Source organism: Rhizobium sp. RAF36, assembly GCF_052114105.1.
In the GTDB taxonomy this organism is placed as follows: Bacteria; Pseudomonadota; Alphaproteobacteria; order Rhizobiales; family Rhizobiaceae; genus Rhizobium.
Window position 1 is genome coordinate 747,281 of the sequence record NZ_JBFREC010000003.1, and the last position, 15,187, is coordinate 762,467.

Sequence of the window (15,187 nt, forward strand, 5' to 3'; positions counted from 1 at the left end):
TTGGTACTGAGGCTCGAAAGACCAGCACCGTGGGAACCGGAATGCCGACTGTCGAATGCGTCGAAGTGCATGATCATTTGAAAGCGCCTTTCGGGTCAGTAAGGTTATGTCAGCCTCGGGTGTTTCTCGTAGCCTTGCGCAGCTTCAACTGCGAAATTCCGGCGGCGACGTTCAGTCCGGTGCCAGCTTCGGCGCTCAGCGGCTGAAGCGCAAAGTTTTTGGCATTGCCACCGACGAGCGCATTTGCGCCAAGACCCAATCCTACAGACGCGCTGGCAGAGGCGCCGACGTAAGTTCCGGCAAGGGCACCATCGCCGATGCGGGTCGGGGCCGTATTAACAACCAGCCAACTCATGTAGCGCTTGCCGGTGATACCAACATCGATCCCGAGCCTGCCGATCGATCCAGTGTAGCGCTCGACCTTTCCGGTACGTTGCTTGAACGAGCACTCAAGCGTACGGCTTGATCCGATGACGAGGCCGACCGCGCCGGCGACTTCGCAGGAGAGTGTCCCCAACCGCTCTTTGGGCTCCTGCGCGACAAGCTGCTTTGAGTGTTGCGGCGCATGATGCTTGGTGACCGCTCCCGCGGATCCTGCGAAAGCCAATGTAAATGCGGCGAACGTTGCGAGAGTACGTTTCATCTAAAGCTCCTGTGGATTTTGATCTATCAGCGCCGTAACGCGCCGAATGCGCAATAGTTCAATGTTTTGGCGCGCACCCAAAGATATATTCAGGATGAGCCAGGTGAGACAGCTGTGATCTCTCGCAGCCTTGGCGTTCAGCTTCCGAGTTGAGCGCACGTTCCTAGCTCATCTTTGGCCGCAGTGTGCAGGTGCAAAAGGTCCTTCCCCATGGCTTCTTTGTGGGTTGCATTTCGACGCTACTTCCATCCCAAACCTGGAACCTGAGACCGCGGGCGCGGCGGTACCCCAGCCCTGCTGACGTAAGCTTACACATTGGCTTCGTCGTCTCATCCTCGCACTCGATTAGACCGGCGTCGCAGGCAATGATGGCCGTCTTGAGTGTTGACCGTGAGATGAGGCAGTCAAGGCTTTGAAATTGAGCGCCCGTTTCCCTGACCGAATTCCGACATCCAGTGGGAACCAAGATCGTTGACGTTGGTTATTCAGTTTCAAACGCATCCATCAAGTGGTGCATCTACTGTCCCCCTCGTTCTCCCTTACGCTGGGGTGCTCCTATTCGGATGATCCTCATGAAGTTGAATTTGGTCTTCTTGCTAATCGTGGTGGCACTCGCAGGCTGTACAAACCGAAGTCACTCAGGCACCATGAGCGACACCGAGCTCTCTCTTCGAAACACTCCTCAATACGGGCGCGCCATCGGGCCTCAGCTTGACGCCCAACGCGTGAGATGACACGTTCTAGTCGTCGATCGCTATTAAGGCGAAATGCCAATCGTGAGGCATGCCAAGTGCATGATTGTACATGGTGCCAGTGATGTCCTCCCTCACCCTCAGTTCGTCGATCAACCAAGCTGCTAAGGGGATTCCTGGAAGCTGACATCGATGAATGGCGCCGTTAAATGGGTGCATCTGTTTTAATCGGAATTCGGATCACGTTTCTTGTTATTATTCTCGTACTGTACCTGGTCCAGCGTTTGCGCATAGACGGCCGAATGCGCCAAATCGTTCAGATCATCGTTATCATTATCGGCATCGTATCGCTCCTGAAGTACCTCGCGGTCTGGTAGCGCCGGGAATCGTTGTCAACATGATGCATATGGTTATCTCTATCTAACGGTCTCGTAGCCATATACCGCTGGCCCATCAGGCATCAGCTCGTCGATCTCGCGTCGGCGGGCTTTTAATTTCTCAAATCCACTTCGGACGAACTGCATCGTCAATTAAGCTGACGAAGCTAGGCAACTCATGGAAACAATCGTCTTCACTCTAGGTGTCATGTTTGGAAAACATCATGCCGGCATCGCAAAGGCATACGGAGAAGCAAGAGAACTATTTGCCTCAATTCCTTGGGAAGACCGAGGCGCGGAGCTCTACGCGCACCCGCTAGCAGCGTTGTCCGTTGTCCTCGCCGTCTATCGCGTTGGAACGCAACAACAGTCCAGCTGACGGCTAGACGGTAAGCGCCCGTTTTCGGGACGCGGGGAGCTTGAGACAAAGCGCCTCAACCTCGTTTATATTTCTCCCCGAGCACATAGTTCACTAGTGGTGTCGGCTGGAACCAGGTCCTGGCACGCCCTCTGCACGGTGTAAACTGCATCGCTACTTACGCAAAGCGGGCCAGCCGTCAGTCGAAGGTCCGCGATGTCATCGTGAGCTGCATCTGCTCGACACGACGTATATCTTTCACGCTTTGATCGTCCATCGACCCGCGCATTCATCAACGATCTCGCAGCTGTGGTGGATGCCGCCCACACCAAATGTAAACACTCGTGCAGTGGCGTGAGCGGGAGTTTTCTCCGGTACAGGGTGGCTTGGCTGGCTTAGAAGCTCTTCCGGAAACCGAACGTAACAGCATCGCTCCGGAAATCGGTAGTGGAAGACGTTCCATCTCGAGCTGTGAAGTCGAAGTTGTCCGCAGCCGTGAACCTGTACCCGATATCGAGCGTCGTGTTGTCGAATAGCGAGACGTTCGAAAACAAGCCAAGTCCCTGCAAATTGATGCCAACCCCGGCATCGAGGTGATATGCAAAGGCCGTGTCGCTGTCATCCATCAATGTTCCGACACCCCCGACGCCTTGCTTGCGCAGATCCAGGTTTATGAAGCCGACGCCGCCGCCGACATATGGGGTAAAAGCGCTCAAAGCCCCGTCGGTAGCGAGCGGAACATCGATGTACCCGTTGACATAACCCTGAAATGTCCTTGCATCGCCGTATGAGTTGATGCCACCCAACCCGACGCCGCCGACGCTATGTTCGTCGACGCTGGCAGTGCCATAACCTAGTTCAAGCTCGAGTCGGGGGGATACAAAACCATAAGATCCGAAGTCATAGCCTGCACGAAGTGCGCTGTAATAGCCAACATCGTAGTCCGTTCTGACCGTCCCGCCGGCGAAATCGAAACTTGTGTCGTCCAGAAAATTCACGGAACTCAGCGAACCGATGTAAAATCCAGAGGTCGACTGAACCGAAACGGCCTGCTCAGCGGGCGCAACCAAATCCGCAGCGAAAACCGAAGACGTTGAAGAAACCATAACGGCGAAAAGTGCGGCTGAAAATTTCATGGTAGACCTGCGCTCCATGCCATCGAAAAAATCGATAGCTCCTGACGCAACAACTAGGTGAGACGCGGTCCCCGACCAGATCACCGAGGTTAAGTGTTCGTCCTTCGGAAGTGGCCGTGACAAAAAGGCAACGCTGAATACGCCGGGACGCGACGTTCTCTGCCGCACTTTTGTGCAGGAAGACCACTGCAACGATACCCAAACGATCCCGCCGGCTGAATCTCGATGGCCCGGTCGGGGAGCGATGTCCACGCTGAGGATGACAGAGGGAGACATTGCTGTCGGCCGCTGGCTACTGAGGCTGCGACAGCGCCCTCCTCACAGTTGCAGCAGTAGTGCAAGCTAATAGGATGGCCCTTGCGATCTGAGAGCTTATGGAGGGGCAACAACTGCAGCCCCACAATGATAGCCTACCGCGCCACGCCAATTTGTTCCGACTGGCTTGAATTTTTCGCGGAGCTTCAACCCTTTCGCCGCCTGCTCTGCAACTGCAGATGTCGGTTTGAACGTTCCGGGCCTGAGTAACCCTCGATGCTCTGGTAGAGCAGAAAAATGGCGGGCTTTGGCCCGCCATATGCGCTTACATCTCCACTTTGTTGTGGTCACCCAGATCAGGTCTGGTATTGCTAATGGCTGCAGCCGCCATCTTGATATAGCTAATCAAAGTCCCTGGACTATCCCAGTACTCAGCCGAGCTAGGCGTGACCTTCAGGATGCGGATCGACGGATCGTCAGCACTATCCCACCATGCCTTCGCGGGCGTCGACCACAGGTCATGGATCTTGTCGCGATCGTTCAGCACCCGGGCGACCCCGGAGATAGACACATATTTCTGCCCCTTTGCGTCAGCAAATGCCAAGCAGACATCAGGGTGCTGCTCGACTTCCTCGTCCTTGTGGCTCTCGACATCAGTTAGGAAGTAGAAGGCGTTTTCAACTCGCTCGCCATGGGCTGACATCGGCCTCGCCTTTAAGTCAGCGCCGGATTGTGTCGTCAGCATGCAGAAGCCGATTTTTTCGGCGAGGTCCCATACCTTCTCGTTGTCGTGTTCGATATTCGCCATGCGTGTTTCTCCTAAACGGTCTTAGAAAACGGCCGATACCGGGTGAAGTTCCACACCGTGCGCTTTTGCGTTCATCCGATCGATGCACGATGACGGGCAAGCGATTGAAATGAACACAAGCGCGTCGTAATCGCTATCTGACAAGGCCACCAGGGCGACCTTCTCAAGCGCCTTTTTCAAAAAAGCCGATCCGAGAATATCGTGGTCTTCGACCACCTTTATCCGCAATGGAACATCCCTGCGGGTTCAACTGTAGCGAACCATGTTCTCTCAAAAAGCGGCTGAAATCCGGCCCGCAATTTATCCTTGGGCGAAGGTTGATACACTCGTAGTCGTCGGCTGGATCATCGCCAGACAACATACCGCGATCGGCATCGAAGCATGCCTACACATGCCCCAGCGACGCCGAAAACAACTACCATCATGGGCTGAGCAACGCCTATCGCTCGCGTTTTAGCTGTAAGCATTTGATTTTGTTTTACCAAGCTAGTTAGCTAGAGCTTAAAAGGCGACTGCTAAAACTCGCACATGTTCCTCTTGGTACCGTCCGGCATGATAACGACAATCAAGCGCATTCTTTCATGCCGCTCCGGCAATTTCGGGTTGCTCACGGCAGTTCTTTTCATTCCCCTGGTCGGCGCGGCGGGGATGGCTATCGACTTCTCGCATGCGTTGGAAATCCGCACGCAACTCTTTGACGCGGCCGACGCGGCTGCCGTCGGAGCGGTAGCGGAGAAATCCCTGGCGGTCACCCAAGCCATGGCGATGCCGGCTGACGGCTCCATATCGGTTGGCGAAAGCGAAGCACGCAAACTTTTCGCCGGCCAGATGTCTGGGGAGGCTGCTACGCTTCCAATGGATCTGTCTGTGACGGTGACGCGCAATCTGAATAAGGTGACCTCAAACATAGCCTTCAAGACGTCGATACCCACGTCCTTCATGGCCATGTTTGGTAAAACGAGCATCGACATCTCGGGGACCGCTAGCGCGGAATATCAGACGGCATCATTTATGGATTTCTATATCCTTATCGACAACACTCCGTCGATGGGTGTTGGCGCCACCGCGGCTGATGTCGCCAAGATGCAAGCCAACACGACCGACAGCTGCGCATTCGCCTGTCACGATATCGCGAGCGGCAACAAGAGCTATTACAATCTCGCGAAGACACTCGGGGTAACGATGCGTATAGACACTGTTCGCCAGGCGACCCAGCAGTTGACAACAACCGCAAAGAGCACACGCGTTGCCAGTAACCAATTCCGAATGGGTGTCTACACATTTGGCACTAAAGCCGAGGATGCTAAACTCACCACCATTTCGAACCCGACCTACGATCTGGATCAAGTTCGATCCTACACCGATGCTGTTGACCTCATGACTATCCCGAGCCAGGGATACAACAGCGACCAAACTACGAGCTTCGACAGTGCCCTGACGCAGATGAACACGATCATCACGCTCCCGGGGAGCGGGAACACCTCTGCGGACCCCCAGAAGATCCTGTTCTTCGTAGCCGATGGCGTCGGTGACAGCTACAAGCCATCCACTTGCACGAAGAAAACGACCGGTGGCCGCTGCCAGGAACCTATCGATACGAGTTTCTGCGCTCCGTTGAAGGCACGCGGTGTGAAGATCGCCGTCCTCTACACGACCTACTTGCCGCTTCCAAAGAACAGCTGGTACAATACTTGGATTTCCCCCTTCCAAACCCAGATTTCCACCAAGATGGCGGAATGCGCCTCACCCGGACTTTACTTCGAAGTGACGCCGACTGACGGTATCGCGGATGCGATGAAGGCTTTGTTCCTAAGGGTCGTTAAGCAACCGCGTCTGACATCTTAGAACTTGCCACACTTCATCGACAAGCCGATGCCGATCCGCCACCGCGCTGCCAGTAGGTAGGAGTGGCAGCGTCAGGCTACGCGCCACATTCCGATGTCCTGCGCTTCAACGGCAGACGCGTACGCTCTCGGTGTGGTACCCGTCGTCATAGCTGTCCGGGACAGACTGGCGCTGATACCAGCACTGTGGCGGCGGCGGTGAATAGTAGCGTGGCACGTCATTATCGATTGCGCTGCCGATGAGGCCACCGACAAGGCCTGCAGCAATACCGCCCGCAATCAGTCCGCCGTAGTCGCGATGGTGATGATGGCGGTGCCGCTCCGGCGGTGGACCTCCCCAATCTCGATCGTCATGCCAGCCCCGCCCGTAGTACTCCTGTGCCCCCGCTGTCCCAGCAGCCAGCGACACGGGAGCGGTTATCGCGGCGAGGAGAAGTGTCGAGACGATAACTTTCCTGAACATTGATCTGCTCTCCATAGACCGGGTCGGACCCAAGCTCAGTGCGATGGTCATTCCGGAATGAATGGCATTATGGCATTATGCGCTGAATGTCGGCTGAACGCCCTGTTAAGAGATCTGTCAGAATGACATCACGACCGCTTCCGAACATCCTAAAATCACGACAGATGGACTTGGCTCACCTGCCTAGGGCCAAGGGTTGTTCGGTCCCGCGACGTTCTCTCACCCCCACAGCTAGGACTTCCGCAAAAGTTCCGCCGTATGGCTTGCAACGATAAACGTCTTCAGAGCATAGCACCAAGAGAGCGCGGTTTTGCTGCGCAACACTACCGCTTCATGCTAATTTTCGGGCTAGTGCTTCTTTACTTGCTTGCCGGTCGCGAGATAGAAAACACTGATCGAACTCATTGAAATATCTCCGCGTTACGACAGATCTAAACATCAATCTGTAAGTCTGGCCACAGTCGAGATCGCCTCTCCGGATATCCGGTGCCATCACATTTCACATGGTGATGAAGGCAGATATTGAAAATGACGGCCTCCATTTCACTGATCATGCTCAGGATGTTGTGGCCGAGGCTGCAGCCGCGGATGCCATGGAGGATCCGAATCCGGCTCTCTGGCATGCCTTTGCATTTAATGGCCCGGGTGCTGGGTTTGAGCTCTGGGGACTAATCAGGATAATCACCGTTCCGATGGCCATTGGGCGGCAGTGGTTGTACGCGAATTGCTTATGTAGAGATAAGCTGTGGTGTACCAATAGCTCGCGCTAACGCAGCTACCGACGCACCATTAATTCAAAAGAGAAGTTTGTCCCTCTACTTGATGTGAGTGGAGCGGCCGTGTCAGGGGAGGCGATCTGAGCCAATAGACAAATTCGTCTCCTCGACCACCGGGACTTGGAATGACAAGCAAATCGTGCCAACGCAATGGGCGCTCGACGCCACACAGCCGGTGACGGCTGGCTCGCCTTTAGCCATCGACCAAGGCACACATCCCTGAGGCTCCGGCTATCTGGTCTGGCTGATGGCTGCACCACAGCGAACGTTCGTCATGGAAGGCGTTGAAGGACTGCGCATTTTTAGATATGCGGCAACCCACCTCGTCTTGGTGCACACCGCCGCCCGACTGAAGCCGACAGGTGAGGCTGGTGACAAAGAATTGGTAGCGCTCTGGCATGCGCTCCTTCAGCCGGCAGATGCTAAGTGGTAACGTTATAGTCCCAAACCATGTCTCTAACTCGTCCCAAGGCTACCACGTAATCAGTGGTGCCTTGCGCAGCCAGCTATCTACGGCGAGTTGCTGCACGACGAACTCGGCCACATCGGATCGGGCAATAGTGCCACCATGGATGCCGGACAGGTCGGTCAACGCCTTGATGCCGCCGCGTGCTGGCTTGTCGTTGAGCACCGTCGGCCGAACGATGGTCCAGTCGAGTGTGGTTGCGCGGATCGCATCTTCCTGGCGATCCTTGTCTTCATAGACCTTGCGCAGCATAAGCGGCAGCAGTAGCCGGTCGAAGAAAAAACCGCCATGACCGCGGCTGTCGCCGGCACCCAGCCCAGTGATGCAGACCAGACGACGGACCTTTTGCTGCTCCATCACGGCGACCAGCGCGCGGGTCGCCGTCGAGAGGAGGGTGACTTCCTTGAACGGGCTCATGGCCGTGCCCAGCGAACTGACGACCGCATCACAGCCAGCAATGGCGCGGGATAGCACCCCGGGATCGCGGGCATCCCCTTCGATCAGCTCTGCGCCCTTCAGGCCCGAGGCCTTTTCCTTGGAGCGAACGAGGGCGACGACCTCGTATCCCTTTGCAAGGGCCCTGCCGACGATCAGCCGGCCCGTGGCGCCTGTTGCGCCCAATACCAGAATTTTCATATTAAACCTCCGAAGTTGTGCTGATCGATGGGACGCATCCACGCGCCACTGATGAGGGAAGTTACTAATCGTGTTCGGCGATCCACCGCGCCGCAGCCTCCGCCGTATCCTCTGGACGGGTGTTGAATGCGATCGCTGCCCTCGGTGCATTTTGGTGGATCGCGTTGACGACCTTCTCGAAGAACGGCAACCCCTTGGGCGGAATGCGCATGCCACCACCGATCACGACGCAATCGTAATCCACATTTGCCAGTTGCGCCGCCAGTGTTTCGATGCCGCCGTCATCCGGCGCGATCATGCAGATATCGGCATCCCAACCGCGGTCGGTCATGGTCGCCTCGGCAATATCGATGCCTGCCTGGATTTGCTTGGCGTCAAATCCCGGTGGCAGGGAGGGATCGGAAAAGTCGACCGTTTCCGGCTTTTGGCCTACAAACAATACGCGTGTCATGATCAAGCTCCATGGGGTGAGTTAGAGAAGATAGTATCGACGGGGGCGTCGAGCCGCATGATGAGGAAACCAGCGATGGCGTTCAGAGATATCTCGGCTGAACGAAACTGGCCCAGGGAGGATTGGAAGACATGCGGCATGCCCTTCCAAACCGACAGAGTGACCTCCCCGCCTGCCGCTTGCGCCCGCTCGGTGTAGCGGATGGAATCGGAGAATAGCGCCTCATCGTCACCGACATCGATGCGAACAGGCGGCAGACCGTCGAGCCTTGCATAGATCGGCGATGCCCCGGGGTTCTTAGCATCCTGGCCTTGAAGATACATATCTGCGAAACCCTGGAGTACGCCGCGCGTAAAGATAGGGTCTGCCTCGGCCCTGGTTTTGAAGCTCTCGCCGGTCAACGCCAGGTCAGTCCACGGCGACATCACTGCTGCGCCGACTGGTAGCACCATGCCCTCGGTCGTGTCAGAGGCGAGGATCGACAGCAGAGCAAGCGCCAGACCGCCGCCGGCCGAGTCGCCCGCAAGCACGATCCGTTCGCCACCCTCGGCGACGAGGCCGCGATGGACGGCAACCGCATCGTTGATGGCGGCCGGAAACGGATGCTCGGGCGCAAGCCGGTAGTCGGGGAGGAAGGCATCGGCGCCAACGCGGGCGGCGATCTGGCTTGCAAAATTGCTCAGCGCCTGAGCCGAGCCGAGCACATAGCCGCCACCGTGGAGATAGAGGATGCGCGCACCTTGCCGTGCGTTTGGCACGCGGAGCCAGAAGCCGGCGATGCCGCCGACTGTCGCGGCCTCTACCCGGACATCTGCCGCAGCAGGTGTTGCGGCAAACATGGCGTCGAACATCGGCCGCGCCTCGGGCCCAAGCGGCTCGCCCTTATGGGCGGAGGCGGCCTGTCGCATTGCCGCGACAGCTGGAGCATCTTCAGGCGCAAGGGGGTGGATCGTCATCATGGCTGGTCTCCTTCGTTCGATTATGGAGTGCGATCCGGGATTATCCCTTCGCCCACTGGGCAGCGGCATCCCTGGCAAAGGCGGAATACGAGCGAGGAGCGCGGCCGAGCAGCTTGCTAAGGCGTGCCAGATCATCAGTTGTCGCCACCGCACCTTCTGTCTGATAGCGGCTGAACATCAGGCGCAGGTCAAGCGCGTGCCAGGCGGGCAGCATGGCCTTTGCGCGCTGCTCCATGGTGACGAGATCGTCGCCGCCGTAACGGATCGTGCGGCCGAGCGCCTCGCTCCAGATGGTGGCGATCCCTTCGCCGGTTAGACTGTCCGGACCGACCAGAGCATAGGTCTCGCGGCCAAGCGGGGTCGGGGCCTGTTCACGGCGGACCAGCTCGATCGCCGCGGCCTCGCCGATGTCGCGGATATCGACCATCGACACGCCATTGCCGCCGATTGGAGAGGCATAGACGCCGGCTTTCAAAAGTCCGTCTTTCTGACGAAGATCGTTCTGGATGAAATAGGCGGGACGCAGAACCGTCACGGGGAGATCATGCGCCTCAATCATGCGCTCGACCGTGTACTTGCCGGCAAAATGCGGCACGTCGGCATAGGCGTCGCCGCCGAAGACCGAGAGATAGACGATGCCCTTGACGCCCGCCTCACGGGCGACCGAAAGCGTCAACATTGCCTGGGTCAGTTCATCGGCGACATTCGGGGCGAGCACGAACAGCGTGCTGACGCCTTCGAGTGCCGTGCGCACCGAGTCCGGATCGGCGAGATCACCGCGAACTGCCGTCACGCCGGCGGGAAGCTGCGCGGTCTCGGGCGAACGTGTCAGGGCGCGAACATCGACGTCGCGCGTTTGAAGATGGGCCAGGACCTGCGCCCCGATAGTTCCTGTGCTGCCTGTAACGAGAATGCTCATGTCGAAAATCTCCTTGTTCGTCAGGTTGGTGTGCGTTACGTCTGTGAAGAAGATAGCCGTTTCATTGCCGTGCAGAAGATGCCAATATCGAGATCCTCTGTCTCGAATACGGAACACGTCTATGGATCTTCAAGCCTTGTCGGACTTCGACCTCGTCGCTACCAACGGCGGGTTCGGCCGCGCCTCTCGCGTTTCCGGTCGCTCCAAAGCCACGCTGTCGCGGCGGGTCGCCGAACTGGAGGAAAGCCTCGGCGTAAGGCTGATCGAGCGCGGGTCGCAGACTTTGCGACTGACGGATGAAGGACGGGCGCTGCATGAGCGCACGCATGGACTGCTGAGTGAAATCGCGGAAGCCGGTGAGGCTGTCGTGCTTGGCGCATCCACGCCGAGAGGCAGGCTACGGGTGAGCGCGCCGGTGGTCTTTGCTCATGTCGCTCTGCCCCGGATCGGCGTGCGGTTCGCCTTGGCCTATCCAGAAGTCCAGCTCGAAATCGTCGCCGAGGACCGCAAGGTCGATCCGGTCGAGGATGGTTACGATCTGATCATCCGGATCGACCCGTCTCCGGACGAACGCCTCGTCGGCCGCCGCTTCCTCAACGATGAACGCCTGATCGTGGCGCCGCCCGGCATGCCGCGCCCTGTTGCCGGTGCGGATGGCGAGGAAACTATCGTGAGGGCCGTTCTGCTCTCCGCAACACCGCCCGGGATCCTCTGGCCGATAGGCTCCGAAACAGACGCCGACATCGTCTTGCGGCCGGACCCGGTTCTTCGCCTCTCTTCCTTGCTAATGGTGCGCGATGCCGTGCTGGCGGGTGCCGGTGCTGCTTTGCTGCCCAAACTTCTCGTTGCCGAAGACATCGAAGCCGGAAGGCTTGCCTATTGGGGAACGCGCACCGGGCCGCCTGTGGAGATCTGGGCGCTCCAGAGTTCCCGCCGCCTGATCGGCGCCAAGGTGCGGGCATTTCTCGAGGTGGTCGGGAGCGCATTTCCGGAGAAGATCTTCGTCTGAGCGGCGAAGCGGGTATCGTGTTTCAATCCACTACCGCCAATGCGTCGCGCACGTTGCCGGGACGGACTGACCTGTGAAAAGGGCCGGTTTCAAGTGATAAATCTGGTTGGATGGCGAATCTGCGAGAATTCTCGATCCAAACGGAGGCACAGGTGAAGGTCGAATACTGCCGTGGCCCGACATGTGTGAACCGTAATTTGCCGACAGGTGTCACGCTGTCATCAAGTGCGACTTCGGCAAAAAAGGCAGCCATAAGAAAAAAGCTGCGGCAGCAAGACTCTCAAGTCTCGCCTTCATTTTCAATCGGCTTCAACATCTGCTGAAGCGGCCCTACAAGCGAAATTCGTGAATCAATTTCACTGGAACTAGCGACTCCAGCAATGATGCAATCATAGGTCTCTCTATCGTTCGTCAAAGCAGCTCGGGCAGGATCGCATCATTCATCGAGCGAAGACAAAATCCTCGCGCGCGGCCATGAGTCGTCTTGCCAAGCCGGCGACAATCAGGCAAAGCCTCGCGCCAACCACATTCTCCTGTCTTGAGGGATATCCGTGCAAATACTTGTCCGCGACAACAATGTCGATCAGGCGCTTCGCCTTCTCAAAAAGAAGCTGCAGCGGGAAGGTATCCTTCGCGAAATGCGCCAACGGGAACATTATGAGAAGCCATCGGTCAAGCGCGCCCGTGAAAAGGCGGAAGGTGTCCGTCGCTCGCGCAAGCTCGCCAAGAAAAAGCTGGATCGAGAAATGGGCGTTGTACCAGTGAAGAAGCGGCCTGCTAAATAGTCGCAAGTGCGCTATGTGGAGCGGAATCTACAGGCGCTGATCAGCAAATATCAACCTTCCGGCACTGACTTCCAGTAAACCGCGAAGCAGCGCTAGTTTCTACTCGTATATCTCCCGCCTCACCAGATTCTGCCTGGACACACATGGTTTAGGTGACGGGCGGTGTAATGATGCGGTGACCACGCGCAAAACCGCTCGGTCGCTACAGCGCGTTGGAAGACGCGTTAGCCAGCGACTTTGTACCGTCAAGCTGACCATTCGCTGCCTTCAGAGCAAGTAGCGGCTTCGCCGCCGAAGCGGGCTTTGTACTAACCGCGAAACGGGCAGGTATCCGCAAGGGCCTTCCGGCTGCGGTGATCAAGGGCCTGTTTTCGCACGGTCCGCACAATGTCCGAGATTGTCGCGACGCATATCCGCCAACAGGCCGGCTCAAAGAACCGGCCCTGAAGGTCAGACTTCTGTCGGAAGCATCGCTTTGGGCTTATGCGGCTTAACGGCACCTTGCTTCGTATTTGCGGCCGTACTGATCACGATAGATGCAGTAGCCGCGGCGCTCCGTCGACCGTCCTATGAGCGCGCCGGCGACGCCGCCAGCTACAGCACCCACTGCCGCGCCTCCCCAACTGTTGGTGACTGCACCGCCGATGATTGCTCCGGTTCCGGCGCCGATTGCCGTGCCTCTTTCGGTTGGCGTGCACGCTGCGAGCATAGATGCCGATGAAATGGCAATAACAGCCATTGAGATCGCTCTGGACATTCTGAACTCCCCTGTTGCTTCGCCTTTGAAGGAAATCGAAAAGGTCGAAGTCCCTCGAAAAGATTCTCGCTCGGCATTTGTTCCAATTTCATGAGAAATAAAGCGTCATCACCTGCACTTGCGGGTCTGCGAGCGGCCCGCGGCAGCCATAACGGCTGCGGCCTGCAAGCCGTCAGATTGGCAACCGGAACATAGGAGCGGCTCACTGCCATCCTTCTATAAATCTCACTTTCTTATGGGAGCGTTTCTCCAGCAGCTCGCGCGGCTTCTTCCTCCAAGCGGAACAACTTGACCGCCGAACGGTTTGTCAGCTGCAGCGCCTCATCATGCACGCTGCGATCTAGGGCTCCGGTGCGCCTCCCCCAGTTGGCTGCCGGGGCCTTTTCGGATCAAGCTCTCCGTCAGCTATGCGACCCAATCGCCCGCCCTCACGACCATTTGCTCTAACGCGCCTCTGTCACAATCTATATAATGTAAACACCATAGGGCTGTATGTGATGACGTGTCACACTTGGCCATTCGCTCCGGACGGTATCGACCTCAGGACTGACATGGATCCGCAAGGATAACACCGGTTCCCTGAAATTCTGAATCTCGCGCGTCACAACTGCGAATCCGTGAACGCACGCCGTGGCGGCAGTGATCGCATCAGCCTCATTGCGATCAGGATTATATAGGTGGGCACAACGCGTAGCGATAGCACCATCGATCGGTATAACCCGCTCTGAAAATTCCTGGCGAACGCGGCTATCCATCCATGCTCGCAGGCGCGATCCTTTTGCGCCGTTTCCTGGGTGGACGGACAACGGCAACTTTAGCCATGTAACCTATGAAGGCTTGAGAGATTCAGGACAACGCCGTCGTATTCGACATGGCTGAGCAGCCTCCATGACAGAAACGGCCAATTATTCGGTGCAAGTTTTTGCGACCGCGGTAGGTGCGTCCGCCATAGCGAGATAGGCGCCGCTGAGCATCACCATGATACCAATGATATCTAGCAGTGTAACCTCCTCGGCGAACAATATCGCTGAAAGCGCCACGGCGATAACAGGCGAGACAAACGCATAGCTTCCTGCCCTTGAAGCTCCGACATCCCTTAACAGCCGCATGTAGGTGGTATAACCAATCAGCGAACCAAAGACGACTAGGAGAAGCCAGCTCATCCAGGCGACCGAGCCCCAATCTCCTGAGAGCGCCCCCAATGCACCGGTTTCAAAGATCAGCGCCATGACGACGAGGCCCAGCCCCCCAACAAATGTCGTGATCCCTGCGATCAACAACGCTGGATAGGCGCGCAGGAGCGGGCGGGCGAGGACCGATCCATAGCCGTAGGTGAACGCCGCCGACGCCACCCCCATGCCACCTAACAGATTTGCGCCTGGAAAGGCCTCCGGCTCAGGCAATGCAGCAACTGTGGTGGATGGCCAGAACAGGACGAGTAGGCCGGCAACTCCCAGCCCTAGGGCGATGATGCGCCGTACACTCAGAGCCTCTTCACGAAGAAACAGGGCAAAGCACAGAAGGGCAATTGGCGTAAGTGACATTTCCAAGACCGCTGCAGTGCCTGTATCTATATACTGCATGCCCCAGAACAGTGGCCCGTAGCATAGGGTAATCATAAAGATGCTCACCGCGAAAAGCCGAATAAAGTCCTTGCTCCGGACAAGGGCGCCTTCGCCTTTTGCCAGAGCATAAATGAGGAGCAAACCACCAGCCGCGGTAAAGCGTGTCCCCGCAAACACCAGCGGCGGCACGACCTCGATACCAGCTTTCATACCAATCCAAGTACTCCCCCAAATGAGGCAGAGCATAAGGAATCGGACCTTGTTCGTGTCTAGACCGGCGACCATCGC

General features: G+C 57.3%; 15 protein-coding genes. 4 read left to right on the top strand and 11 right to left on the bottom strand.

Annotated elements, in window-relative coordinates; all coding sequences use genetic code 11:
- Positions 1-109 precede the first annotated feature (109 nt).
- Entirely contained in the window at positions 110-643 is a 534-nt protein-coding gene (locus AB4Z25_RS15130; RefSeq protein WP_112390631.1) for a DUF992 domain-containing protein, read from the bottom strand.
- A 901-nt stretch (positions 644-1,544) separates the two neighbouring features.
- Between AB4Z25_RS15130 and AB4Z25_RS15135 the strand changes: the two genes are divergently transcribed.
- The gene (locus AB4Z25_RS15135; RefSeq protein ID WP_112390632.1) at positions 1,545-1,712 is read left to right on the top strand and encodes a Thivi_2564 family membrane protein; all 168 of its coding nucleotides are present in this window, start codon (positions 1,545-1,547) and stop codon (positions 1,710-1,712) included.
- Between the two features lie 753 nt (positions 1,713-2,465).
- Here the strand turns inward: AB4Z25_RS15135 and AB4Z25_RS15140 are convergent.
- The 3 genes from AB4Z25_RS15140 to AB4Z25_RS15150 all read right to left on the bottom strand — a co-directional run bounded on the left by AB4Z25_RS15140 (position 2,466) and on the right by AB4Z25_RS15150 (position 4,485).
- Positions 2,466-3,206 carry a porin family protein gene (locus AB4Z25_RS15140; protein ID WP_112390633.1) on the bottom strand — a complete coding sequence of 247 codons (741 nt, stop codon included), beginning with the start codon at positions 3,204-3,206 and terminating at the stop codon, positions 2,466-2,468.
- A gap of 580 nt (positions 3,207-3,786) precedes the next feature.
- On the bottom strand, positions 3,787-4,269 hold the full coding sequence (locus AB4Z25_RS15145) for a pyridoxamine 5'-phosphate oxidase family protein (RefSeq protein WP_112390634.1): 483 nt from the start codon (positions 4,267-4,269) through the stop codon (positions 3,787-3,789).
- A 21-nt stretch (positions 4,270-4,290) separates the two neighbouring features.
- On the bottom strand, positions 4,291-4,485 hold the full coding sequence (locus tag AB4Z25_RS15150) for a hypothetical protein (RefSeq protein ID WP_148194378.1): 195 nt from the start codon (positions 4,483-4,485) through the stop codon (positions 4,291-4,293).
- Between the two features lie 336 nt (positions 4,486-4,821).
- On the opposite strand from AB4Z25_RS15150, the gene AB4Z25_RS15155 reads away from it, so the two are divergent.
- Positions 4,822-6,114: a pilus assembly protein TadG-related protein gene (locus AB4Z25_RS15155; protein WP_112390667.1), complete on the top strand. Its 1,293-nt coding sequence runs from the start codon at positions 4,822-4,824 to the stop codon at positions 6,112-6,114.
- A 105-nt stretch (positions 6,115-6,219) separates the two neighbouring features.
- Here the strand turns inward: AB4Z25_RS15155 and AB4Z25_RS15160 are convergent, their stop codons facing one another.
- From AB4Z25_RS15160 to AB4Z25_RS15180, 5 genes are all read right to left on the bottom strand, one after another.
- On the bottom strand, positions 6,220-6,576 hold the full coding sequence (locus tag AB4Z25_RS15160) for a hypothetical protein (protein WP_112390636.1): 357 nt from the start codon (positions 6,574-6,576) through the stop codon (positions 6,220-6,222).
- Between the two features lie 1,248 nt (positions 6,577-7,824).
- Positions 7,825-8,454 (bottom strand): SDR family oxidoreductase, encoded by a 630-nt coding sequence (locus AB4Z25_RS15165; protein WP_112390639.1) that lies wholly within the window; start codon positions 8,452-8,454, stop codon positions 7,825-7,827.
- Between the two features lie 64 nt (positions 8,455-8,518).
- Complete coding sequence (locus AB4Z25_RS15170) at positions 8,519-8,905, bottom strand: hypothetical protein (RefSeq protein WP_112390640.1); 387 nt, start codon at positions 8,903-8,905, stop codon at positions 8,519-8,521.
- Positions 8,906-8,907: 2 nt separating this feature from the next.
- Positions 8,908-9,864, bottom strand: a complete 957-nt coding sequence (locus AB4Z25_RS15175; protein ID WP_112390641.1) for an alpha/beta hydrolase — start codon at positions 9,862-9,864, stop codon at positions 8,908-8,910.
- Positions 9,865-9,904: 40 nt separating this feature from the next.
- Positions 9,905-10,783 carry an NmrA/HSCARG family protein gene (locus tag AB4Z25_RS15180; RefSeq protein ID WP_112390642.1) on the bottom strand — a complete coding sequence of 293 codons (879 nt, stop codon included), beginning with the start codon at positions 10,781-10,783 and terminating at the stop codon, positions 9,905-9,907.
- Positions 10,784-10,904: 121 nt separating this feature from the next.
- Between AB4Z25_RS15180 and AB4Z25_RS15185 the strand changes: the two genes are divergently transcribed.
- Both AB4Z25_RS15185 and rpsU read left to right on the top strand, forming a co-directional pair.
- On the top strand, positions 10,905-11,792 hold the full coding sequence (locus AB4Z25_RS15185; protein ID WP_112390643.1) for a LysR family transcriptional regulator: 888 nt from the start codon (positions 10,905-10,907) through the stop codon (positions 11,790-11,792).
- Between the two features lie 551 nt (positions 11,793-12,343).
- Entirely contained in the window at positions 12,344-12,577 is a 234-nt protein-coding gene (gene rpsU / locus AB4Z25_RS15190) for a 30S ribosomal protein S21 (RefSeq protein ID WP_112390644.1), read from the top strand.
- 490 nt (positions 12,578-13,067) lie between these two features.
- Here the strand turns inward: rpsU and AB4Z25_RS15195 are convergent, their stop codons facing one another.
- Entirely contained in the window at positions 13,068-13,316 is a 249-nt protein-coding gene (locus AB4Z25_RS15195) for a YMGG-like glycine zipper-containing protein (protein ID WP_112390668.1), read from the bottom strand.
- Between the two features lie 923 nt (positions 13,317-14,239).
- On the bottom strand, positions 14,240-15,184 hold the full coding sequence (locus tag AB4Z25_RS15200; RefSeq protein ID WP_112390645.1) for an EamA family transporter: 945 nt from the start codon (positions 15,182-15,184) through the stop codon (positions 14,240-14,242).
- Positions 15,185-15,187 lie beyond the last annotated feature (3 nt).